Origin of the sequence: Maribacter vaceletii, from assembly GCF_003634105.1 — a bacterium.
GTDB lineage: Bacteria > Bacteroidota > Bacteroidia > Flavobacteriales > Flavobacteriaceae > Maribacter_B > Maribacter_B vaceletii.
In genome coordinates this window covers 44,836-68,332 of record NZ_RBIQ01000013.1, presented here as the reverse complement: position 1 = coordinate 68,332, position 23,497 = coordinate 44,836, and the positions used below count along the sequence as shown (strand labels likewise).

At 31.1% G+C, this 23,497-nt stretch carries 22 protein-coding genes; 13 read left to right on the top strand and 9 right to left on the bottom strand.

What is annotated here, in order from left to right:
• Positions 1 to 26: 26 nt before the first annotated feature.
• The 7 genes from CLV91_RS15945 to CLV91_RS15910 all read right to left on the bottom strand — a co-directional run bounded on the left by CLV91_RS15945 (position 27) and on the right by CLV91_RS15910 (position 10,362).
• Positions 27 to 569, bottom strand: a complete 543-nt coding sequence (locus CLV91_RS15945; protein WP_121069230.1) for a DinB family protein — start codon at positions 567 to 569, stop codon at positions 27 to 29.
• Positions 570 to 1,169: 600 nt separating this feature from the next.
• On the bottom strand, positions 1,170 to 3,716 hold the full coding sequence (locus CLV91_RS15935; RefSeq protein ID WP_121069228.1) for a phosphoenolpyruvate carboxylase: 2,547 nt from the start codon (positions 3,714 to 3,716) through the stop codon (positions 1,170 to 1,172).
• Positions 3,717 to 3,842: 126 nt separating this feature from the next.
• The gene (locus tag CLV91_RS15930) at positions 3,843 to 7,295 is read right to left on the bottom strand and encodes a pyruvate carboxylase (RefSeq protein WP_121069227.1); all 3,453 of its coding nucleotides are present in this window, start codon (positions 7,293 to 7,295) and stop codon (positions 3,843 to 3,845) included.
• A 171-nt stretch (positions 7,296 to 7,466) separates the two neighbouring features.
• Complete coding sequence (locus CLV91_RS15925) at positions 7,467 to 7,832, bottom strand: hypothetical protein (protein WP_121069226.1); 366 nt, start codon at positions 7,830 to 7,832, stop codon at positions 7,467 to 7,469.
• 51 nt (positions 7,833 to 7,883) lie between these two features.
• Entirely contained in the window at positions 7,884 to 8,645 is a 762-nt protein-coding gene (gene yaaA / locus CLV91_RS15920; RefSeq protein WP_121069225.1) for a peroxide stress protein YaaA, read from the bottom strand.
• Positions 8,646 to 8,740: 95 nt separating this feature from the next.
• Entirely contained in the window at positions 8,741 to 9,769 is a 1,029-nt protein-coding gene (locus tag CLV91_RS15915) for an RluA family pseudouridine synthase (protein ID WP_121069224.1), read from the bottom strand.
• Between the two features lie 5 nt (positions 9,770 to 9,774).
• The gene (locus CLV91_RS15910; RefSeq protein ID WP_121069223.1) at positions 9,775 to 10,362 is read right to left on the bottom strand and encodes a PASTA domain-containing protein; all 588 of its coding nucleotides are present in this window, start codon (positions 10,360 to 10,362) and stop codon (positions 9,775 to 9,777) included.
• Positions 10,363 to 10,458: 96 nt separating this feature from the next.
• Between CLV91_RS15910 and CLV91_RS15905 the strand changes: the two genes are divergently transcribed.
• From CLV91_RS15905 to CLV91_RS15885, 5 genes are all read left to right on the top strand, one after another.
• Entirely contained in the window at positions 10,459 to 11,433 is a 975-nt protein-coding gene (locus CLV91_RS15905) for a D-alanine--D-alanine ligase (protein ID WP_121069222.1), read from the top strand.
• A gap of 19 nt (positions 11,434 to 11,452) precedes the next feature.
• Positions 11,453 to 11,908 (top strand): pantetheine-phosphate adenylyltransferase, encoded by a 456-nt coding sequence (coaD, locus tag CLV91_RS15900; RefSeq protein WP_121069221.1) that lies wholly within the window; start codon positions 11,453 to 11,455, stop codon positions 11,906 to 11,908.
• A 228-nt stretch (positions 11,909 to 12,136) separates the two neighbouring features.
• Positions 12,137 to 13,993, top strand: a complete 1,857-nt coding sequence (locus tag CLV91_RS15895) for a PAS domain-containing protein (protein ID WP_121069220.1) — start codon at positions 12,137 to 12,139, stop codon at positions 13,991 to 13,993.
• On the top strand, positions 13,980 to 14,384 hold the full coding sequence (locus CLV91_RS15890; RefSeq protein ID WP_121069219.1) for a response regulator: 405 nt from the start codon (positions 13,980 to 13,982) through the stop codon (positions 14,382 to 14,384). The genes CLV91_RS15895 and CLV91_RS15890 overlap by 14 nt, the downstream gene beginning before the upstream one ends.
• Positions 14,385 to 14,467: 83 nt before the next feature.
• On the top strand, positions 14,468 to 16,216 hold the full coding sequence (locus CLV91_RS15885) for a M14 family metallopeptidase (protein ID WP_121069218.1): 1,749 nt from the start codon (positions 14,468 to 14,470) through the stop codon (positions 16,214 to 16,216).
• A 6-nt stretch (positions 16,217 to 16,222) separates the two neighbouring features.
• On the opposite strand, the gene CLV91_RS15880 is transcribed toward CLV91_RS15885, so the two are convergent.
• Positions 16,223 to 16,813, bottom strand: a complete 591-nt coding sequence (locus CLV91_RS15880; protein ID WP_121069217.1) for an NUDIX hydrolase — start codon at positions 16,811 to 16,813, stop codon at positions 16,223 to 16,225.
• A 7-nt stretch (positions 16,814 to 16,820) separates the two neighbouring features.
• On the opposite strand from CLV91_RS15880, the gene pyrE reads away from it, so the two are divergent.
• Both pyrE and CLV91_RS15870 read left to right on the top strand, forming a co-directional pair.
• Entirely contained in the window at positions 16,821 to 17,462 is a 642-nt protein-coding gene (gene pyrE / locus CLV91_RS15875) for an orotate phosphoribosyltransferase (protein WP_121069216.1), read from the top strand.
• Positions 17,463 to 17,469: 7 nt separating this feature from the next.
• The gene (locus CLV91_RS15870) at positions 17,470 to 17,862 is read left to right on the top strand and encodes an SRPBCC family protein (protein ID WP_121069215.1); all 393 of its coding nucleotides are present in this window, start codon (positions 17,470 to 17,472) and stop codon (positions 17,860 to 17,862) included.
• Here the strand turns inward: CLV91_RS15870 and CLV91_RS15865 are convergent.
• Positions 17,859 to 18,590: a biotin--[acetyl-CoA-carboxylase] ligase gene (locus CLV91_RS15865; protein WP_121069214.1), complete on the bottom strand. Its 732-nt coding sequence runs from the start codon at positions 18,588 to 18,590 to the stop codon at positions 17,859 to 17,861. The genes CLV91_RS15870 and CLV91_RS15865 overlap by 4 nt on opposite strands.
• Positions 18,591 to 18,683: 93 nt before the next feature.
• Between CLV91_RS15865 and rsfS the strand changes: the two genes are divergently transcribed.
• From rsfS to CLV91_RS15835, 6 genes are all read left to right on the top strand, one after another.
• Positions 18,684 to 19,061 (top strand): ribosome silencing factor, encoded by a 378-nt coding sequence (gene rsfS, locus CLV91_RS15860; RefSeq protein WP_121069213.1) that lies wholly within the window; start codon positions 18,684 to 18,686, stop codon positions 19,059 to 19,061.
• 7 nt (positions 19,062 to 19,068) lie between these two features.
• The gene (gene ftsH / locus CLV91_RS15855) at positions 19,069 to 21,057 is read left to right on the top strand and encodes an ATP-dependent zinc metalloprotease FtsH (protein WP_121069212.1); all 1,989 of its coding nucleotides are present in this window, start codon (positions 19,069 to 19,071) and stop codon (positions 21,055 to 21,057) included.
• Positions 21,058 to 21,125: 68 nt separating this feature from the next.
• Positions 21,126 to 21,737: an LUD domain-containing protein gene (locus tag CLV91_RS15850; RefSeq protein WP_121069211.1), complete on the top strand. Its 612-nt coding sequence runs from the start codon at positions 21,126 to 21,128 to the stop codon at positions 21,735 to 21,737.
• Position 21,738: 1 nt separating this feature from the next.
• Positions 21,739 to 22,542, top strand: a complete 804-nt coding sequence (locus CLV91_RS15845) for a phosphatidate cytidylyltransferase (protein WP_121069210.1) — start codon at positions 21,739 to 21,741, stop codon at positions 22,540 to 22,542.
• Positions 22,532 to 23,212, top strand: a complete 681-nt coding sequence (locus CLV91_RS15840) for a phosphatidylserine decarboxylase family protein (protein WP_121069209.1) — start codon at positions 22,532 to 22,534, stop codon at positions 23,210 to 23,212. Before CLV91_RS15845 ends, CLV91_RS15840 begins: the two co-directional genes overlap by 11 nt.
• Positions 23,190 to 23,447, top strand: coding sequence for an acyl-CoA-binding protein (locus tag CLV91_RS15835; protein ID WP_121069208.1), 258 nt, complete (start codon positions 23,190 to 23,192; stop codon positions 23,445 to 23,447). The genes CLV91_RS15840 and CLV91_RS15835 overlap by 23 nt, the downstream gene beginning before the upstream one ends.
• Positions 23,448 to 23,497: the final 50 nt, after the last annotated feature.

The window sequence follows — 23,497 nt, the reverse complement described above, 5'->3', positions numbered from 1 at the left end:
GTCTTTAAAATTTTTAATTTTCTATTTTATTGATAAAGCACATACCTTGGTGGTTTTAGCTTATTTAGTCGCATATAAACAAGCATTTGTCCTCTGTGATGTGTTATATGATCTGTAAGTAATAATAAAATTTGCCTTTTTGTTCTATTGGCTCCAAAATAATCTAACCTTTCATCCAGTTTATTTACATCAAATTTTGATATAAATTCTGTGGTTATAGCAAAAGTTTTCTCTACCGTAGCAATCATTTCCTTTTTAGATTTTGCATCAACTTTTAGCTCTGTATCAGTATTCCAGTCTCTGGCTTTACGCTCTCCCATTAAAGATTGACTATGCCAATCCATTGCCCAAGCTATATGCATTAAATTTTCTGCAAAACTCATAGATTCTGGCGTTGCTTTAAAAGTATATTTATCTTCTGGCATTGTTTCTGCCACAAGAATTAAGTATTCCTTAGATTTTTCTAATCGCTCTAAATATTCTTTAATAAATACATCTTGTTGTGCTAAAAGAGGTGTAGTAAATACAGAGAACACAAGTAGTCCTGTTACAGTTATTAGTTTTTGCATAGTAGCTATTTTTTAATTCTATAAAAGCGCAACTAATTATAAAATAACAAAAAAAATTACATTTTTAATAGGCTTCTACCCTACTATTTTAATAAAACCAATAAGAAATATTTATACCTTTTATAGACTTACAGGCTTTTTCCAAAAAAACCATTTTAATTGTAATTGTGTTCCCATTTGGCTTTCGTAAGTTTTAATTTTAGGTACTAGCAACGTAGCTAAAACAAAAGAAATTATTCTTATATATAGGGTACTTAAGTCTTCAAATAAATAATGAAGAAGAAACCTAATTAGTATATAAGCAATAAATAATCCTATAAATCTTATAATAGTATACTTTGTTTTTTTCTTCATTTTATAACCTTAAAGCATATAGTAATTATTTTATTCCACAACTAAATGTCCTCCACAATAGCTTTGTTTTTAATAAAATAATAGAACTAAATAGCTGTTTTTTTATTGGCGTAACTATGGCAAATGCCAATATATCTAAAATTTAATAGTGTTGCATAACCCTAAGGTAGAAACATTTTTTTTAAAACAAAACACCCTCTTTAGTGTAAAACTAAAAAGGGTGTTCTTATATTAAATTGTATTCTCTTATGCTGAGTTACGACTGGCATTAATATTACCGTAAAGAGAACGTGTTACAATCTTCTCATATAATTCTTTAAAAGAAGAGTCTGCACCTATTTTCTGTAGGGCATATTGTTGTATTACCAATAATGGTAATACAATATTCTCTCTAATTTTAATAGACTCTCTAGAAACAGCCTCTTTCTCCATTAAGATTTTAGACTCCGATACTAGCAATAACATTTCTTTAGATAAGTTATACTCGTTTAAAAGAATCATCCAGAAATCTCCATATTCCTCATCTTCTTTCATGTAGCTAGTAAGCTCAAAATAACATTTAGAAAGCGACATCATACTATTAGACATTAAAGCTCTAAATACAGGAACATCTCTGTATAATGCTTTAACCTCTTCTAGCCTACCTTGGTCTTTCATAGCTTTTATTGCTGTTCCTAAACCAAAGTAACCTGGTACGTTTTGCTTTAACTGGCTCCAAGACCCAACAAAAGAAATGGCACGTAAATCTGACAATTCTAATTTTGCTTTGTTTCCTCTTTTTCCTGGTCGGCTACCAATATTTGCTTTGGTATAATATTTAAGCGTACTTCTATTTTCTAAGTACGGCATAAACTTATCATGGTGCTTTAAAGCATCATACTTAGAGAAACTAAGTTCTGAAAGTTCTTCTATTAATCCTCTTTGGTCTTTAGAAATTACATTCTTGTCTCCAAAGAAATTATTAGACAATCCTGCCGTTAATAACTGCTCGCAATTATTCATAAACTGTTCTTTGGTACCATACGTACTAGTTATAGTTTGCCCCTGAATAGTTAATTGTATCTCATTGTTTGCAATGTCTTTAGTTTGTGCTGCATAGAAACGATGTGTTTTTCCGCCTCCACGTGCTGGTGGGCCACCACGACCATCAAAAAATATGGCTTTTACATTATGTTTAGCACATACTCCAGAAAGGCTTTCTTTAGTTTTTATAATAGACCAGTTTGCTTTTAAATAACCACCATCTTTTGTACCATCAGAGAAACCAAGCATTATAGTATGCTTTTTGCTTCTTTGATTTACATGCGCCATATATTCTGGTATGCTAAATAATTTTTGCATCGTATCTTCTGAAGTATCCATACCATTCATGGTTTCGAAAAGTGGTACTATATCAAAAGTAATTTCTTTAGAATCCCAACCACACCATCTAAATAAACCAAAAACAAAAAGGACTGAGAATATATCTTCAGAATTACTTATAATATATCTTGTACACCCTTCTTGACCGTTTTTCTCTTGTATTGCTTTTAATTGGCCAATATTCTTAATAGTATCTTGTACAATACCTTCTTCAAAATCTTCCGCTTTTAATTGTAAATCTTTATGTAATAACAGATCTACTAATTCATCTTCAGATAACTCAGAAAGGTCTTCTTTTATTAAGCCGTTTTGCTTTAATATTGTTTCTACTACTTTGGTATGTATACTATGATCTTGCCTAACATCTAAGGTAGCAAAGTGCGTTTTAAAGATTTTTACTTTATCCATAAAGTAATCTAAATCTGCTAAATACAACCCATGGAATTTTTCTATTAAAATGGTTCTTATTTTTTCTAAAGGACCAATAATAGCTGCGTAACCAACATGTTTTTTAGGGTTAAACATGGCTGTATACAAGTTTGCTCTTAGCTCTGCAATAGAATCTTGAACAGGACCAAAGGTTAACTTTTTCTGCAATTTCTTTAAATCATTATAATAACATTTCATTAAAGTTACACGTAACTCATCTGCAACATCACTAGTAATATCTGCCGTTACAAAAGGGTTTCCATCACGGTCTCCTCCTGGCCAAAAACCTAATTTTATGATATCGTAGTTTTCAAACTCGGCGTTCTTAATATTCTTTCTTAAGTAGGCATACAATTCCCCAACTGCATCATAATACACATTTCTAAGAATGTAAATAATATTCTTAGCCTCATCTAAAGGAGTGGGTTTTTTAGAATTTATAAGCGATGTAAGTCCTAATTGCTGTAAGGTAACATCAATATCATCTATATTATCTTCTAAAATTAATGTTCTTAATTTTGATATAATATCTAATATTGCTGGCGTATAAAATTGTGTAGGGTGTGCCGTTAAAACTAATCTAGAACTAAAAGTAGATAATTGTTCTGCTATTTTATCCCAACTCTTATTCTTGTCTACAAGCTCAAAATAGTCTTTAATAGTAAGGTTGCTACTATGTTCCGATAATTTTGGAAATGCGGCATCTTCTACACTATCATACAACACCACTTGACGTTCTACGTATTGTATGATGCGGAACATAAAATCTATCCTATCTTTTTCGGATTTTATATCTACATAATTCTCAAAAAAACCTTCTAAAATTTCTTTTGGGTTTTTCCCTGATTTAAGTCCTTTTTGACACTGGTCTAACATTAAAGGAATTACCATTCCTACATTCTCTATGTTGCGGTAAGGTAAATTTAAAAACAGGCTATTATAGACATTAAATCTATTGGTGACCGATTTTTTAAATTCCTCTAGCCTTGGTGTTTGTTTCATACTATTTTATTTCTTGCCAATGTTTATATAGGTTTTGAAAAAGTAAAAATACCAAAGCTTTTTGGACAAAAAAAACCCTTTTGTATTAGTAACAAAAGGGGTTTAATTCATTATTTTTTTTACATTTTATTTAAGAACTACCACCAAATCTTCAGAATTTACTAATGAACCGCCGTTTAAAATGATTCTATCTACCACACCATCTGCAGTTGCAGTAACCGAAGTTTCCATTTTCATGGCTTCTATAATAAATAAAGGCTGGTTTCTTTTTACCGCTTCTCCCTTCTTTACTAATACACTAGATAATAATCCTTGTAATGGTGCTCCTATTTCTTTAGCATTAGAAATATCGGCTTTTTTATTCTCTACCTTCTCTACTTTTACCGATGTGTTTTTTACCAACACATTACGTAACTGCCCATTTATCTTAAAGAAAATACTAACATTACCCGCCTCATCTGGTTCTCCTTTTAGCATTAAAGAAATGAGTACTTTTTTACCTTGATCTAACTCTACCATTATCTCTTCTCCTACTTCCATGCCATAGAAAAAGTTTTTGGTAGGTATGTTTACAACATTACCGTATTTAACATGGTTATTATAAGCGTCTGTAAATACTTTTGGATATAACTTATAGGATAAGAAATCGGTCATTTCTAAATCTCTACCCATTCCTTTTTTAAATTTACGCTTAAAGGCTTTAAATTCTTTTTCAAAATCTACCGGCTCTAAATGTGCATTTGGTCTTTCGGTATATGGTTTTTCATCTTTAAGAACTATTTTCTGAAGTTTTTTAGGAAAACCACCAACTGGTTGGCCTAAATCTCCTCGAAAGAAATTCTTTACCGATTCTGGGAACGAAATATCTTCTCCCCTTTCTAAAACATCTTGCACTGTTAGGCTATTACTTATCATATACTGCGCCATATCGCCAACTACCTTTGAGCTTGGGGTTACTTTTACAATATCGCCAAACATGGTATTTACCTCGCCGTACATTTTGGTTACTTCTGGAAATTTATCCTCTAAACCTAATGCAATTGCTTGCCCTTTTAGGTTAGAATATTGTCCGCCAGGAATTTCATGCTTATACACTTCTCCTGTACCAGATTTTAATCCAGACTCAAACGTATAGTAGTAATTACGTACCGTTTCCCAGTAATTAGAATATTCTGCAAGTTTTTCTGCATTTAATATATTTTCTCTTTCATGAAAACGCAACATTTCCATTACCGAGTTAAAGTTTGGCTGCGATGTTAATCCAGACAAACCTCCTAAAGCAACATCTACCACATCTACCCCTGCTTCTATAGCTTTTAAATACATTGCGGCTTGGGTAGAAGAAGTATCGTGCGTGTGTAAATGAATAGGAATATTAATCTCGGATTTTAAAGTACCAATTAACTCATAAGCAGCATTTGGTTTAAGCAAACCAGCCATATCTTTTACTCCTAAAATATGTGCTCCTGCATTTTCTATATCTTTTGCTAATTGCACATAGTATTTTAGGTTGTATTTTGTTTTAGATGGGTCTAGGATATCTCCTGTATAACAAATAGAACCTTCTGCCAAGCCACCAGTTCTTGTACGAACATGCTCTATACATGGTGCTAAAGATTGCATCCAGTTTAGAGAATCAAAAATACGGAATACATCTACCCCTGTTTCCCAAGATTTTTCTACAAATTCGCCTATTAAATTATCTGGATATGCTTTATAACCTACACCATTAGAACCTCTAATTAACATTTGTAGTAACACGTTTGGCATTGCTTTACGTAATAATGCTAAACGCTCCCAAGGATTTTCTTGTAGGAAACGTAAACAAACATCAAAAGTAGCACCTCCCCAAACTTCCATACTAAAAATTTCTGGATGGTTTTTTGCAAAACCTTCTGCAACCTTAAGCATATCTATAGTACGCATTCTTGTTGCCAACAAACTTTGATGCGCATCTCTCATTGTAGTGTCTGTAAAATGAACTTTCTTTTCATTTTTTAACCACTGCGAAAATTTATCTGGTCCTAATTCTGTTAGCAAATCTTTGGTTCCTTTTGTATAATCTACATTCTTTGGGAAAGAAGGAACTATAGGTTTAGAAAAAACATGATTAGGATTGAATTTTTTTACATCAGGATTACCATTAACAATAGTATCTCCTAAAAATTGAATTAATTTATTTACACGGTTTTTTGGTTCTATAAACTCAAATAACTTTGGCTCGTTCTGAATAAAATTAACCGTAACATCTCCATTTCTAAAAGTAGGATGCTGTAAAATATTATTTAAAAAGGCAATGTTTGTTTTTACACCACGGATTCTAAACTCTGCTAAAGCTCTTATCATCTTACGACAAGAACCATCTAAAGTTCTACTCCTTGCCGATGCTTTTACCAACATAGAATCAAAGAAAGGGGATATTGCAACTCCTTGATACACACTACCTGCATCTAAACGAATACCAAAACCAGATGCACTACGATAAGTTGTTACTATACCATAATCTGGTTTAAAATCATTTGCTGGGTCTTCTGTAGTAATTCTACATTGCAGCGCATACCCAGAAATTGTTACCGATTCTTGATTTTCTATTTTTATTTGCTTGTCGGCCAATTTATAACCGCCAGCAATAAAAATTTGTGTTTTTATAAGGTCTATATTCGTAACCATTTCGGTTACAGTATGCTCTACTTGTACTCTTGGGTTTACTTCTATAAAATAAATACTACCATCATCATCTACCAAAAACTCTACCGTACCAATGTTATTATAGTTTACTGCTTTACAAATATCTTGTGCATAGGTGTATAAACTATCTTTTGTTTCTTGTGGTAATCCTAAAGAAGGGGCAAACTCTATAACTTTTTGGTATCGTCTTTGTACCGAGCAATCTCGCTCAAACAAATGCACCATATTCCCATGTTCATCTGCTACAATTTGAATCTCAATATGTTTTGGATTTTCTACAAATTTTTCTAGAAAAACCGTGTCATCACCAAAAGCATTGAGCGATTCTCTTCGTGCTTCTGGAAAAGCCTTTTTTAAATCTGCTTCGGTACGAATAACGCGCATACCACGACCGCCGCCTCCAGAGGCTGCTTTTAACATTATAGGATATCCTATTCTATTTGCTTCAGCAATTGCAATTTCTACTGTTGTTAAATCCTTATCGCTACTTTGAATAATAGGTATATTATTCGCAACTGCTACTTCTTTTGCCGTAATTTTATCTCCTAATGCCTTTAATACAGAAACTTTAGGACCAATAAATTTTATACCATTGTCTTCACATTTTTGAGCAAAATCTGCATTTTCAGAAAGAAAACCATATCCTGGATGAATAGCGTCTACACCATTTTCTTTTGCAACTTTTATAATAGCATCAATATCTAAATAAGGTTTTAAAGGCTCGTTGTCTTCCCCTATTTGATAACATTCATCTGCCTTATATCTATGCAAGGAATAACGGTCTTCATAGGTATAAATACCAACAGTTTTAATACCTATTTCTACACAAGCTCTAAAAATACGTATTGCTATTTCTCCCCTATTTGCAACTAAAACGGTATTGATTTTCACAGTAATTATGATTTTAATTAATAGTTAGTACTAAAATCAAAATTACTGTTTTTTGCGATGGTATAATAATATGATATGTCTAAAATTCTTAACAATTTTATTGCAATTCCTAAGTAATTATAGATTTTTTAGTGAAAAATAAAATTTAAAGTATTTTTTACTGAAAATTTGTTAATCCGTTTTTAAGACTAAAACTACGTTTCCTGTTTGATCAATACCCAATTCATAGGTGTAAAATCCTACTGCCAAAGGTGTTTCACCAACAAAATCTATGGGTTGTAAAGTGTAGGTCTCCCCATCTGCTAAAATTTGCACATAGGCGTAAGAATATAATTCATCAAACTCTAAATAATCTGAATAGGCATCTACAGCAATATTACTATACACATTTTCACTAGACACAACTGTAACCTCATCAAAATTTACAGTACTTGTATTTTTAATTCTAAGATTTACTTTTGATACATTATCATCCCTATCTGTACAACCTACTATTGCTATAAAAACTAAAACCAGAAATACAATTTGCTTTTTCATACTAATAAATTTATCCTATACATAGGAAAACGACAGAAGAAAAAATATATTTTATCGTATAAAAACTGGCTCGTTCTCTTTAAGAGTATGCTCCTTACTAAATTGGTAATCGTCTAAATTAAAACCTTTTATATCTTCTAAAGTAGTAGCGTTAGAGTCTACAATATAACGAACCATAGAACCTCTTGCCTTTTTTGCAAAAAAACTAATTATCTTAAGTTTATCATTTTTCCAATCTTTAAAAATTGGGGTTATTACTGGAGCTTTTAAAACTTTAGTATCTATTGCAGAAAAATACTCGTTACTTGCTAAATTCACAAAAAGTTCTCCTTCTTCTAGCTCGGAATTAAGGTGGTTGGTAAGTTCTTTTTTCCAAAACTCATATAAATTAGCTTTACGGCCTATTTTTAACTTAGTCCCCATTTCTAAACGGTAAGCTTGCATTAAATCTAGTGGTTTAAGAATACCATATTGTCCAGACAATATTCTTAGAGAATTTTGAAGTACATCTAACGTATCTTCTTTTAAAGAATAAGCATCTAACCCTTGGTATACATCGCCACTAAAAGCATAAACTGCAGGTCTTGCATTTTCTTTTGTAAAAGGAACTGTAAAATCTTGGTTCCTTTGCCAATTTAATTGCGCCAATTTATCTGAAATATGCATTAATTCGGATAAATCTTTAGGCTTTTTCTTAGCCAAAATGGTATTTAGCTTTACTGCCTGTTCTATAAACTTTGGCTGTGTAAACCTTTCTGTTGGTAATTTACTATCAAAATCTAAAGACTTTGCTGGAGAAATAACAATTTTCATTTTCTTGCAATTAGAGTATAAAAATAAAAAGGATTTACTGGATTTACAATCTCATTTAAAAAGACTTATCAATAACAGTAATAAAGAAACTTATACTATTGACTATGCTTGGTGTATTGCCTCCATTTTTCTATACAATTTGCAATATCTTCTGGAATTTCAGAATCAAAATTCATTTTTTCTCCTGTAACTGGGTGTACAAATCCTAAAGTTTTTGCATGTAATGCCTGTCTTGGCAATATTTTAAAAGCATTTTCTACAAATTGTTTGTATTTAGTAAAGGTGGTTCCTTTTAATATTTTTTCGCCTCCGTAACGCTCATCATTAAAAAGTGTATGCCCTATATGTTTCATATGCACTCTTATTTGATGGGTTCTTCCTGTTTCTAATTTACAAGAAACCAAGGTAACATAGCCTAAACGTTCTATAACTTTATAATGGGTAACTGCCTCTTTTCCTTGCTCTCCATCAGGAAAAACATGCATTTGCAATCTGTTCTTAGGATGCCTTCCTACGTGCCCTTCTACAGTACCTTCCTCTTCTTCTATATTGCCCCAAACTAAAGCAACATATTCTCTTTCAGAAGTTTTGTTAAAAAACTGTTTAGATAAATGCGTCATAGCAGCTTCTGTCTTTGCTATAACCAAAAGACCAGAAGTATCTTTATCTATCCTATGTACTAAACCAGGGCGCTCATTACTATTTGCTGGTAAATTATCTACATGATAAATAAGTGCATTTATTAGAGTGCCAGAATAATTTCCATGACCTGGGTGCACTACCATTCCTGCTGGTTTATTTACCACCATGAGTACATCATCCTCATAAACAATATCTAAAGGAATATTCTCTGGTACTAATAAAAACTCATGTGGCGGATGTTCAAAAAGTACCTTTACCTCATCACCAGCTTTTACTTTATAATTTTGCTTAACTACTTTACCATTTACCCAAATATGGCCTCCTTTTGCAGATTGCTGAATTTTATTACGTGTAGCATTTTCAATAAAATTCATTAAGAACTTATCTACCCGTAAAGGTATTTGACCCTTAGATGCTACAACTTTATGGTGTTCATAAAGCTCCTCTTCATTTGGCTCTGGCCCCTCTTCTAATGGTAACATATATTTTATTCTGAATCTGCTTTAATTTGTGCTCTATCGGATATTTTTCCGTTACCACAAATTAGTTCTATTTTAGAAGTTTTTGGTAATTTATCTCCTGGATGAATTACTTTTCCTTTATACTTTATAGAATACACCATATCCTTACCAAGTTCATCTATATAAATTACACGCTGCACATCTAACCCTACTGCCCTAAGCATAGACTTAGCATTTCTTTGCGTAACCTGTATAATTTTAGGAATGGTTACTTTTTTGTAACCAGATGGGTTTACTGTAAAATATATTTTTCTATTTTCTTTTACCTTATTACCTGCTTGCGGATTTTGCTCAATAATAGAAAACCTTGGGTAATCTGGATTATAATTTGCCGAATCTAAAACCTCATAACGCAAATCTGCTTCTTCTACTGCCTTGCGCATATCCATAACAGACATTTTAGAAAAATCTGGCACCTCCACAAACTCACCATGATTGGTGGTACTATTTAACCAATTTAACATTACAAATATTAAAACTATTGAAACTACTAAAGCCAATCCTATTTGAATTAAAAAAGATTTGCTTCTTAAAAAATTAAATAAATTTCTCATGGAGTATAATTGACCCGACAAATATAGGAAACGGATTGCTTTTTTCTTTACTTTGATACCTTGTTATTTATTTTTAAGAAATAGTAAAGTTATAGTATGAAGAAAAAAGTAGCCATAATTATGGGAGGTTACTCTAGTGAGTACAAAATATCATTAACCAGTGGTAATGTAGTTTACAACTATTTAGACAGTACCCTTTTTGACGCTTACCGCGTACATATATTTAAAAACAAGTGGGTATATGTAGATTCAAATAATAAAGAATACCCTATAAATAAAGATGATTTTTCTATTACTATAGAAAACCAACACATTACTTTTGACTGTGTTTTTAATGCCATACACGGCTCTCCAGGAGAAGATGGTCTTATGCAAGCTTATTTTAAGTTACTAAACATTCCGCAAACTTCTTGCGACTATTACCAATCTTCTTTAACCTTTAATAAAAGAGATTTACTAAGTGTTTTAAAAGCCTACGGAATTAAATCTGCAGAATCTTATTATTTAAATTTAGGAGATGTAATTGATGAAGATGCCATAATTAATAAGGTAAAACTTCCTTGCTTTGTAAAAGCTAATAAAGCGGGTAGCAGCTTTGGTATTTCTAAAGTGCATAAAAAAGAAGATTTACAAGCAGCTATAAAAAATGCCTATAAAGAAGATGATGAAATATTAATAGAAAGTTTTTTAGACGGCACAGAGGTTTCTGTGGGAGTTATAAAATATAAGGGAGAAACTATAGTTTTGCCAATTACAGAGATTGTAACTGAAAATGATTTTTTTGATTACCAAGCAAAATACGAAGGTAAATCTACCGAGATAACTCCTGCTAGAATAAATGACACCCAACTTAAAAATGTTACTACAGCTGCAAAAAAAGCATATGATATTTTAAAGATGACTGGATACTCTAGAAGTGAATTTATTTTTATTGGCGATGAGCCATATATGCTAGAAATGAATACCACCCCAGGCTTAACCACAGAAAGTATTTTACCACAACAAGCACAAAAAGCTGGAATATCTTTAGCCGAGCTATTTAAAAGTGCCATAGAAGAAACTTTAAAATAAAACATGTAACTTTACTAACATGAGACGAGCAATATTCCCTGGGTCTTTTGACCCGCTTACCTTGGGGCACCATGATATTATTACTAGAGGACTACCTCTTTTTGATGAATTAATAATTGCAATTGGAATAAATGCAGATAAAAAATACATGTTTAGCCTTGAAGAAAGAATACGTTTTATTTCTGAGGCATTTAAAAATGAACCCAAAATAAAAGTAAACACCTATAAAGGCTTAACAGTTGACTACTGCAAAAAAGTAGAGGCAAACTTTATTTTAAGAGGATTACGTAATCCAGCAGATTTTGAGTTCGAGAAAGCTATAGCACATACCAATAGACATCTTTCTGAAATTGAAACCGTTTTTCTTCTTACATCTTCCGGAAAATCTTACATAAGCTCTTCAATTGTAAGAGACGTAATTCGTAATGGCGGAAACTATTCTTTATTAGTTCCAGATACAGTAAAAGCCAACTAAAAAAATTCACAAATAAGACTATTCTTACAATACAAATGAAAACCTTGTTTTTCATGAGGTTTTCATTTTCAATATGTATAATATTTAGTAAGAAAATACTTTCATTTAATAAAATTTATTATCTTTACCTATAGGAATTGATTAAAACACAACGTCTTTTTGCGAGTTCACAACAAACCTTTATTTATATGGCATGATACAACTACATTAGTAGGAAAATACGACAACATGCTTAAGAAGGACTTAAAACTTGCTAATAATTATTTAATAAAGCAGCTGCCAAAAGCTACTGCATTTATTAATAGTAAGTTCGAAGTAATCCATGCCTCTAACCAATGGATCAAAGAATTTAATTTTGAAACTAAAAACGTTTTTGGAAAATCAATTTTTAGCCTCTTTAAAGATGGTGAAAAAAATGAAGAATGGAGATTAATTCTTGATAAATGTTTAAAAGGGCAACCAAGTGAACTTTTTGATATAGAATTTAAAGATCCTAATAGCAATACTCAATGGTTTGAATGGTCTAATATACCTTGGTATGATAGTGATGAAAATATTGTTGGTGTTATTATACAAGCAGAAAATATAACCTCCAGAGTAATAAATGAAATACAGATAGAAAAATTAGAAGCCCTACTTTTAGAAAAATCTGAAATTACTAAAATTGGTACTTGGGATTATAATATAAAAACCAACAAATTAAATTGGTGCGACATTACAAAAACCATACATGAGGTACCTTTAGACTTTATTCCTAATGTAGATACAGCAATAAATTTTTATAAAGATGGAATTAGTAGAAATACTATTTCCATGGCATTTCATAATGCAATGATAAACAAAAAACCTTGGAGCGAAAAATCACAGATAGTTTCTGCTAACGGGGTAGAAAAATGGGTAATAGCATCTGGACAACCAATATTTAAAAATAATGAGCTAATTGGTTTAATAGGAACTTTTCAAGATATATCTGACCAAGTAGAAGGCGATAATAAAGTAAAAGAGAACGAGCATTTATTAAAAACATTAATAGACAACTTACCTTTAAATGTATATATTAAAGACAGAGAGTCTAGAAAAATTTTAGTAAACAAATCTGAATGCGAATATATGGGCGTAAGTGGTCCAAGTGAATTATTAGGCAAAAATGATTACGATTTTTTTACTAAAGAAGTTGCTGTAGAGAATATAAAAGATGATGTGAGTGTCATAAAATCACTTCGCCCAATTTTAAACAAAGAAACTGTTAGCATAAAAAAAGATGGCAATGCCACAACGTTTCTTGTGTCTAAAATACCCCTTACTAATGACAAAGGAGAAGCGTATGGTATTGTAGGTATAAGTACAGATATTACGCATTTAAAACAAAAAGAAGAAGAATTAAGGCACCTAATAAATGTTACTTCATTACAGAATAAAAAATTAATAAATTTTGCACATATTGTTTCACACAATTTAAGATCTCATACCGCCAATTTCTCCATGCTTCTAGATTTCTTAGCAAATGAAAAAGAAGAAACAGAAAAAGAAAACATCTTAAATATGCTTAAGAATGCTTCTGATAATTTATTAGAAACCTTAGACAACCTTAATGAAGTAGTTGCTATTAGCACTAACATTAACATAGAAAAAAAACCTATTAAACTAAATAGTAAAATAGAAGATGTTAAGCAAAACTTATCTGCCTATATCGTTCAAAACAAAGCAACAATAGTAAATAAAATTCCTATAAATGCTAAAATAAAAGTAATTCCTGCATATATAGATAGCATATTAATGAACTTTATTACTAACGGTGTAAAATACAAAAACCCAGACAAAGATCCTATTATAAAAATTAGCTATAAGAAAGAAAATAATTACTCTGTTGTTAGTATTTCGGATAATGGGTTAGGTATTGACTTAAAAAAATATGGCTCTAAATTGTTTGGTATGTATAAAACTTTTCACAATCATAAAGATTCTAGAGGGATTGGGTTATACATTACAAAAAATCAAATTGAAGCTATGAATGGTAAAGTAACTGTTACTAGTGAAGTTGGAGTAGGAACCACATTTAACATATTTTTCAATGAAAAAGATTAATTCTATCTGTATAATAGACGATGACCCAATAACCGTATTTGGCATACAAAAAATGCTAGGGTTGGTTACGGAATATGAACAACTTTACAAATTTGTAAATGGGAAAGCTGCTATAGATGCAATTATAGACATGTTAAATAACAATACTCCATTACCGCAAGTAATTTTTCTTGACATAAATATGCCAATAATGGATGGGTGGCAATTTCTTGAAGAATTTATTAAGCTTCCAATAAAAGAAACTGTTCGTATTAATATAGTTACTTCCTCTATAGATGATTTTGACCGTAACAATTGGAACCATTACAAAGAACAAACACACCATTTAATCACTTTTAATAATAAACCAATTAAAAAAGAAGAAATGGAGCAAATTACAAAAGTAGCTTAAAGCATAACTATAAGATTTTACCTATTTTTGTCATAATAAAATACAGTACATTTTACTTGTAATCGTATTTTAAATAAATGATAATGAGAATCTTATTAAGCATACTAAGTTTAGTTTTACTATTTTCTTGTGAAACTACTGAGGAAGAAAAAAAAGCAGAATTTTCCACCCCTTTTGAAAAATCTTCTGGACAGCAAACCGCAACTTATGACGAAGTCATTTCATTTTACTTAAAATTAGCTAAAGAGTATTCTTCCATTAATGTACAAACCATTGGAGAAACAGATAGTGGACACCCATTACATTTGGTAACTTTTAATCCTGAGGGCGAATTTAATTTTAAGAAAATAGACCCTAAAAAAATTACAATACTAGTAAACAATGGTATTCACCCAGGAGAACCAGACGGTATAGATGCCACAATGTTACTATTTAGAGACCTAGCAAATAAAGAAACAAAAACACCAAAAAACACTATTCTCACCACTATCCCAATTTATAATATTGGTGGTGCTTTAAACAGAAATTCTAATTCAAGAGCCAATCAAAACGGGCCTGAATCTTATGGGTTTAGGGGAAATGCGTTAAATTATGATTTAAATAGAGACTTTATTAAATCGGACACTAAAAACTCTAAAACCTTTTCTCAAATTTTTCATCTTGTAAAACCCGATATTTTTATAGACAATCATGTAAGCAATGGTGCTGATTACCAATATACACTTACACATTTATTTACCCAACACAATAAACTTGGCGGAAAACTAGGCAACTATTTACACAAAGAACTTATGCCAAATTTAGAAACTGAGTTAGAAAAAAAGAATTGGGATATAACCCCCTTTGTAAATGTATATAACCAGGCTCCAGAAATTGGTTTTTCTCAGTTTATGGATAACCCCAGATACTCTACAGGATACACTACATTATGGAATACCCTAGGTTTAATGGTAGAAACACATATGTTAAAATCATACAAGAAAAGGGTTTTAGGCACGTATAGCTTATTACAATCTATGATAACTATAAGTGAGAAAAACTATAAGAAAATAAAAGAAATAAGAAAAGAAGCTGTAAAAAACATAAGCACCTTAAAACATTATCCTATTGGATGGGAAATAGATACTTTGAAAAATACAAAACTAAATTTTAAAGGTTTTAAAGCTGATACCCTTATTAGCGAAATAACAGGCCTACCTAGATTAAAATACGATAGAACAAAACCTTTTACAAAAGAAGTAAAATATCAAAATTATTATAAAGCAACAGATTCTATAACCGTACCCAAAGCTTACATTATTAAAAAAGAATGGATCAAAATTGTAGACCTTTTATCCCTAAACAATATAGAATATTCCCTAGTAGAAAAGGATACTGTTGTTAATTTAGAAAACTATAGGATAAAAAGTTTTGAAACAAATACATATTCCTATGAAGGGCATTATAACCACTATAATACAACCGTAGAAAAATATTTTAACAAAACAGCGTTACATAAAGGAGATTACATAATACCCACAAACCAAACTGGTATTAGATATATAATAGAAACACTTGAGCCAGCCTGTGTAGATTCTTTTTTTAACTGGAATTTCTTTGACACTATTCTTCAACAAAAAGAACATTTTTCTCCTTATATTTTTGAAGATACTGCTATAAAAATATTAGAAAAAGATTCAGTTTTACTGAAAGAGTTTAATTTAAAAAAAATAACCGATTCTACTTTCGCCACTAATTGGGAAAAGCAACTAAACTGGTTATACAAAAAATCTAAATATTATGAAAAAGAACACTTAAGCTATCCAGTTTACAGAGTTCTAAAAGAAGATTAACACTTCTTATTCATCAAAAAGTATTTTAATATTCACATAAGAATTTCGCAAAAGCTCTTTAATTTTTTTAGGACCTCTCCATTTTACTTTTTCAATACCTTCACTTTTTTGCCCTTTTAACTCGCCATCAAAACTGGTTTTCATAGCAAACCAATGCACTTCCTTTAGCTTATAAATATTATGTCTTTTAAAAATATGGTAGGTTGTTTTTAAAAAATTCTGAATTTCTAAACCTCTCACACCTGTTTCCTCTTCCACTTCACGTATAGCACATTCTTCTATAGTTTCTCCTGGGTCTAATTTCCCTTTAGGTAAATCCCACTTATCATTTCTATAAATAAAAAGTACTTTTCCTTTGTCATTAGTTACTACACCACCTGCTGCAGCAACTAAAGGAATTTTTTCTGTAAATTTTATTAATATCTCCTCTGCAACAGGATGATATATGTAGGCTTTAAAAAACTTTTTCTTATTTAACGCGTTAATTGCTTCGTCTATAGCATCTTCGTCGTTTAATAAAAAAACATTACTACTACTTGTCTCTGGCATTTTATTTGTTAAAATAAGAGGCAATTCATTCACAAAAACTTTATACATTTGCGTTATGGTTTTAGATAAAGATACAGCTAAAAAAACAGCAGAACTACTATTGCAAATTAATGCAATAAAGTTGAAACCAGAAAATCCTTTTACATGGGCTTCTGGATGGAAATCTCCAATATATTGTGATAACAGAATTATACTCTCTTATCCTACAATACGCAACTATATTAAAGAAGAAATAGCAAAACAAGTAGACAAACTTTACGGTAAGCCAGATGTTATTGCTGGCGTTGCTACGGGAGCTATTGGAATGGGAGCTTTAGTAGCAGACTATTTAGGATTACCTTTTGTTTATGTTCGTCCAGAACCAAAATCTCACGGAAGAAAAAATCAAATAGAAGGTTATTTAGAAGCAAACCAAACTGTAGTAGTTATTGAAGATTTAATTAGCACAGGAATGAGTAGTTTAAAAGCCGTAGACGCCTTAAGGGAACAAAATGCTAATGTAAAAGGCATGGTAGCTGTTTTTACTTATGGCTTTGATGTAGCCGAAAAGAATTTTGAAGAAAAAAATGTAGCACTTAATACATTAGGAGACTATGCGCATTTAATGGAGCAAGCTTCTAATACAGGATATATAAAAGAAGAGCAATTAAACACATTAATGGAGTGGCGTAAAAGCCCATCCCAATGGAACCAATAATAAAGTTATGTTTTTAGAAACCCCAAAAAAGAAAATTGCAAAAGGAGATAAAGCAACCTTTGAATTTTTAACTAATCTTGAAAATTTTGAGCAATTAATGCCCGATAATATAGCAAAGTTTGAAGTATTATCTGAAGATAGGTTCCTATTTGCTTTAAAAGGAATGCCAGAAATTGTATTAGAAAGAAAATCGCAAACACCTTATAGCAAATTAGTACTAGGAGCTGCTAGTGAAAAATTACCCTTTACTTTAACAGCAGACATTACTGCTGTAAATACAAATGAAAGCGAAGTAGTTTTAAGTTTTTTAGGAGAATTTAATGCTATGATGGCTATGATGATAAAATCTCCTATTACAAACTTTATGGGGACACTATCTGAAAATCTTACAAAAATTTAGTACTTAAGCTTCAATTCTTTTAATCCATATTCTTTTAGAATAGAATCTTCTAACTCCACAAGGAGCTTTCCCTGTGGGGAAATTCCCCTAATAAAACCCATTATAATATTACCATTATTATCTTCAAAAGTAGATGGTTTATTACGCCTAAACATCTTACTTTCATAAACAGAACGCAGCCCTTGTATATCTTTATTTAAAAAAGAAAATAAGTGTTCCTTTAAATCTTTAAGTATTAATTGTAATAACTCTTCTAAATTAATACTTTTACCCAACAACAATTTTAAAGAGGACACGTTTAATAAGTTATTAAAAACTATTTGGTTAACATTTAACCCTATTCCAATTATTGAAGTTTGTATTTTACTTCCAGAAAGTGAATTTTCTATAAGTATTCCACAAATTTTTGAAGTACCTGACAGAATGTCGTTTGGCCACTTTATAGTTAAATTAGGGACTTTTAATTTATGTAACGTCTCATAGATAGATAAAGAAACACAAATGCTTAATAAAAATTGATTAACGATAGGAAAATTATCAAACTTTTTTAAAACACTAAAAGTCAGGTTTTTACCATCTTCAGAGTTCCAAGAAGTTCCCATTTGCCCTCTACCAAATGTTTGCTTTTTTGCTGTAACAACTGTAAAATCATTAACAGAAGAAGATAACATTAAGTCTTTCAAATACACATTTGTAGAGCTCGTGGCATTAAGTTTGATTATCTCCATTGATATTCTTTTTGACAAACTTATAATGTATTGTTAAAAACTAGAGGTAAAAGAACAAAAAAATAATAACTTTGTATAAACTAAAAATTTTGAATGCAGAAAGGGAAAGTTAGTCCAGATGAGTTAATTGCATTAATTTTACAAGGAATTGAAGAAGTAAAAGGAGTTGATATAAACTTACTTGATTTAAGAGAAATTGAAAATACAGTATGCGACTATTTTATAATCTGTAACGGTACATCTAATACACACGTAAAAGCAATAGTCGGCTCTATCCAAAAAACAGTTAGCAAAGCAATTAAAGATAAACCTTGGCATGTAGAAGGCGAGGATAACGCAGAGTGGGTTTTAATGGATTATGTAAATGTAGTAGTACATGTTTTTCAAAAACAAGTACGCGAATTTTACGACATAGAAGGTCTATGGGGTGACGCAAAATTTTCTACCATAGAAACTAGCATAAATAATTAATAAAAGAATGGCAAAAGACAACAATACAAATTCAAAAAAACCTAAATTTAATTCTTGGTGGATTTATGGCATAATAGCTGTTCTACTAATAGGTTTTCAATATTTTAGTAGTGAAAATTTTTCAAGTGCTAAAAAAACTACAACATCAGAATTACAGGATTATTTACGTAATGGCGATGTAGATAAAATATTAATCATTACCAACACAAACCAAGCAAAGGTTTTTCTTACCAATGAAGCTTTAGAAAAAGAGGTACATAAAGACATTGTTTCTAAACCTATAATACCTTCTTCTGGTTCTGTAGCACAATACACTTTGGATTATGGAGATTTAGCAATTTTCCAAAATGAAATTACAGCAATAAAAAAGGAAAATAATTTAGATACAGTTGTAGAATTTGGAAAAGAATCTAACTTTTTTGCTGATATTTTAATATCCCTATTACCATTTGTAATAATTATTGGCATTTGGATATACTTAATGCGTAGAATGTCTGGCGGCGGCGGCGGCGGTGCTGGTGGCCAAATATTTAATATTGGAAAATCTAAAGCAAAACTTTTTGATGAAAAAACAGACACAAGAACTTCTTTTAAAGACGTTGCAGGCTTAGAAGGTGCAAAAGAAGAAGTTGAAGAGATTGTAGAATTTTTAAGAAACCCAGACAAATACACCTCATTAGGTGGTAAAATTCCAAAAGGTGCATTATTAGTAGGCCCTCCAGGTACTGGTAAAACATTATTAGCTAAAGCAGTTGCTGGGGAAGCTAAAGTTCCTTTCTTCTCTCTTTCTGGTTCAGATTTTGTAGAAATGTTTGTTGGTGTAGGAGCATCTAGAGTTAGAGACCTATTTAAACAAGCCAAAGACAAATCACCTGCTATAATATTTATTGACGAAATTGATGCTATTGGTAGAGCAAGAGGAAAAAATAATTTCACAGGATCTAATGACGAGCGTGAGAATACCTTAAACCAACTTTTAACAGAAATGGATGGTTTTGGCACTAATACTAATGTTATTGTACTTGCAGCAACTAACAGGGCAGATGTATTAGACAAAGCCTTAATGAGAGCTGGTAGATTTGATAGACAAATTTATGTAGACCTCCCAGACATTAGAGAACGTAAAGAAATTTTTGAAGTTCACTTAAGACCAATTAAAACATTAGAAACTTTAGATTTAGAATTCTTAGCAAGACAAACTCCTGGATTCTCTGGAGCAGATATTGCTAATGTTTGTAATGAAGCGGCATTAATTGCTGCTAGAAACGAAAAGAAAGCAGTAGACAAACAAGATTTCTTAGATGCAGTGGATAGAATTGTTGGTGGTCTTGAGAAAAAGAATAAAATAATTACTCCTGGAGAAAAGAAAACAATAGCATACCACGAAGCTGGACATGCAACTACTAGTTGGATGTTAGAACATGCTGCTCCATTAGTAAAAGTAACTATAGTTCCAAGAGGGCAATCTCTAGGAGCTGCTTGGTATCTACCAGAAGAAAGGTTAATAGTACGCCCTGAGCAAATGCTAGATGAAATGTGTGCTACTTTAGGTGGTAGAGCAGCAGAAAAAGTGATTTTTAATAAAATATCTACAGGCGCATTAAGTGATTTAGAAAAAGTTACCAAACAAGCAAGAGCTATGGTTACTGTATACGGACTTAATGATGAAATTGGAAACTTAACGTATTATGATTCTTCAGGACAAGATTCTTATGGTTTCTCCAAACCTTACAGCGAAGAAACTGCAAGGAAAATAGACGAAGAAATTTCTAAAATTATTGAAGAGCAATACCAAAGAGCCATAGAAGTTTTAACAGAACATAAAGATAAGCTTACAGTATTAGCAGAACGTCTTTTAGAGAAAGAAGTTATTTTCAAAGAGGATTTAGAAAAAATATTTGGAGAAAGGTTATTTACCGATGAAGATAAAAAACTAGAAAGTACCATTATTGAAGATACTACAGTTAATAACACGCAAGAAGACACGAATAAATAATAAATATTAAATATATTCGTTGTCCAAGTATACTACGAAGTAATAAAAACAGAAGTTTAAAAAATTAAATGGGGCTATTTGATATCCTTTTTGGCGGTGGCAAAAAGAAAATTTCCAAAGAAACTGCGGAAACCAGAGGGGTCCATATGCCAGATTTAAATCTACCTGTAGATGAAAAATTTACCATCCATTTTAAAAAAAATGGCGGTAAATTTTTGTATTGTGACTCTTTTAATGAAATATCTTTAGCATTAAAAAGTATTGTTCAAGAAAATAATTGGGAAAACTCTCCATTTTTTGTGATGAACAAACAGCTAAAAACTAAATTTTCTAAGGAGGGTGTAAAATTTACAGCACAAGCAAATGATAGTGAAGTCTTTTTTACCACCTGTGAACACTTAATAGCTCAAAACGGTTCTATTTTAGTTTGCTCCAATCAACTAAATGAAAAAAAATTAAATGAACTTCCTGACAATGTTATCGTGTTTGCTACTACGAGCCAGTTAGTTGAAAATATTGGCGAAGGCTTAAAAACAATAAAGAAAAAATACGGACATAGTATTCCTGCAAACATTACTACTCTAAAACACTTTCATGCTACAAAAGAAAATGCAGATGATTTTTTAACATACGGTAGTACAACAAAAAATTTATACCTGCTATTTTTGGAAGATTTATAGTATGAAAGAAATTTTAAGAAGGGCATTAACAGGAGCCGTATACATTATATTACTACTGTCTGCCGTTTTTTTAAATTCAGATGCTTTTGATTTTTTGTTTATGGCCTTTGGCCTAGCTTGTCTGTATGAATATAAAAAATTAGTTCAGCTTAAAGGCTACTATATATTTATGGCCTATTTAGCGCTATGGTGGTTGTTTATATATTTTATTCACGATAAAATTCTTATTAACCTTTTACTAAGCATAACTTTAGTAGTAGATTTTGCTCTTTTATATTTCTTATTTTCAAAAAAAAGCAAACCATTTAACACCTCAAAAAAGTTTGTTATTGGTCTATTTTATGTAGGTGGCGGGTGTATATTTTTAACCATGATACCTTACCAAGAAAATGAATTTGCAAAAATTCTAATCATGGGAATTTTTATTTTAATATGGGTAAATGACACTTTTGCCTATCTCGTAGGTCGTAGTTTAGGAAAAACAAAACTTTATTCTTCAGTTTCTCCAAAAAAAACTATAGAAGGTTCCGTTGGAGGCTTTATATTTGCACTAATAGCAGCGTACATTATTAGTGAATTTGAAACACTAATTAGCCCAATGCAATGGATTATTTTATCTACTATAATTGTAATTACTGGTAGCCTTGGAGATTTAATAGAATCTAAATTAAAAAGGGTTGCTGGTGTTAAAGATAGTGGTGCAATACTTCCTGGTCATGGCGGTATGTTAGATAGATTAGACAGTTTAATATTTGCGGCACCGTTTGCCTATTTAATTTTATATATATTCAATTATGTTTCATAAAGAGGGCCAAACCATAATACTAACAACTTTTTTTATTGTTAGTATACTTATTCTTTCAGCACAATTTTATGTTACTCCTCTTTGGTTACGTTGGGGAATACAAATTGTTGCTATTGCAATACTTATATTAATTCTCCAATTTTTTAGAAACCCAAAAAGGGTTGCTGTAAAAAGTTTTGATGAAATTTTAGCCCCCGTAGATGGTAAAGTAGTAGTAATTGAAGAAGTAGAAGAAAATGAATACTTTAAAGGAAAAAGAAAACAAGTTTCTATTTTCATGTCTCCTTTAAATGTTCACGTTACTAGGTATGCAGCAAGCGGAAGTATTAAATTTTCTAAATACCACCCAGGCAAATATTTAGTAGCATGGCATCCTAAAGCTAGTGAAGAAAACGAACGCACCACCGTAGTTATAAACACCCCTAAATTTGGCGATATTTTATACAGACAAATTGCTGGAGCTCTAGCAAGGCGAATTGTAAATTATGCTGAGAAAGGAGATAGTGTACAACAAGGTGATGATGCTGGGTTTATTAAATTTGGCTCAAGGGTAGACTTATTCTTACCTTTAGACTGTGCTATTACAGTTAAGCTAAACCAAAAAGTTAAAGGAGCTAAAACATGTATTGCTAGTTTTGTAGACACAAATGAAAAACAAAAAACTATATAATAATTACCTTAAAACTGTAGATTATATTAATAGTTATAATGATCCTATTCCCCCAGATATTTTATTAAAACTATATGCCTACTACAGAATTGCTAATAAAAATCATAGCTCTCCAGGAAGTAAAACCCCTTTAATTAATGCTTTTAAAGCTAATGCATTAATACAAGCGAAAAAATACTCTGTAGAAGATGCTATGAGGGAGTATATTCTATTAGTTGAAAAAGAACTTAAATAAAAAGAGCCAAGTAAAATACTTGGCTCTTTTTATCTTAAAGAAATGCACTC